The sequence below is a fragment of the Shewanella sp. BC20 genome (assembly GCF_003129585.1).
Classification (GTDB): Bacteria; Pseudomonadota; Gammaproteobacteria; order Enterobacterales; family Shewanellaceae; genus Shewanella; species Shewanella seohaensis.
Genome location: NZ_NHRI01000045.1, coordinates 1 through 387, shown reverse-complemented (window position 1 = coordinate 387; position 387 = coordinate 1). Strand labels below are relative to the sequence as shown.

Here is a 387-nt window from a genome sequence, read left to right as displayed (position 1 = left end):
CTTGGTGACAATAGCATTGTGGTCCCACCTGATCCCATCCCGAACTCAGAAGTGAAACGCAATCGCGCCGATGGTAGTGTGGGGTCTCCCCATGTGAGAGTAGGTCATCGCCAAGCGCCTAATTAAATCATCATTGATGATAAAGAATTGCTGATATGGCTCAGTCGGTAGAGCGCATCCTTGGTAAGGATGAGGTCCCCAGTTCGATTCTGGGTATCAGCACCATACAATCTAGTGTGTTGTCCTAGAGCAAAATTTGTTTGGTGACAATAGCATTGTGGTCCCACCTGATCCCATCCCGAACTCAGAAGTGAAACGCAATCGCGCCGATGGTAGTGTGGGGTCTCCCCATGTGAGAGTAGGTCATCGCCAAACGCTAAATTAAGA

1 tRNA gene and 2 rRNA genes are annotated in these 387 nt (G+C 49.1%); all 3 read left to right on the top strand.

The features are described from left to right. Window positions 1–116, top strand: a 5S ribosomal RNA gene (gene rrf, locus CBX96_RS21440). A gap of 33 nt (window positions 117–149) precedes the next feature. Further along, window positions 150–225, top strand: a tRNA-Thr gene (locus tag CBX96_RS21435). Between the two features lie 34 nt (window positions 226–259). Next, a 5S ribosomal RNA gene (gene rrf / locus CBX96_RS21430) occupies window positions 260–375 on the top strand. Window positions 376–387: the final 12 nt, after the last annotated feature.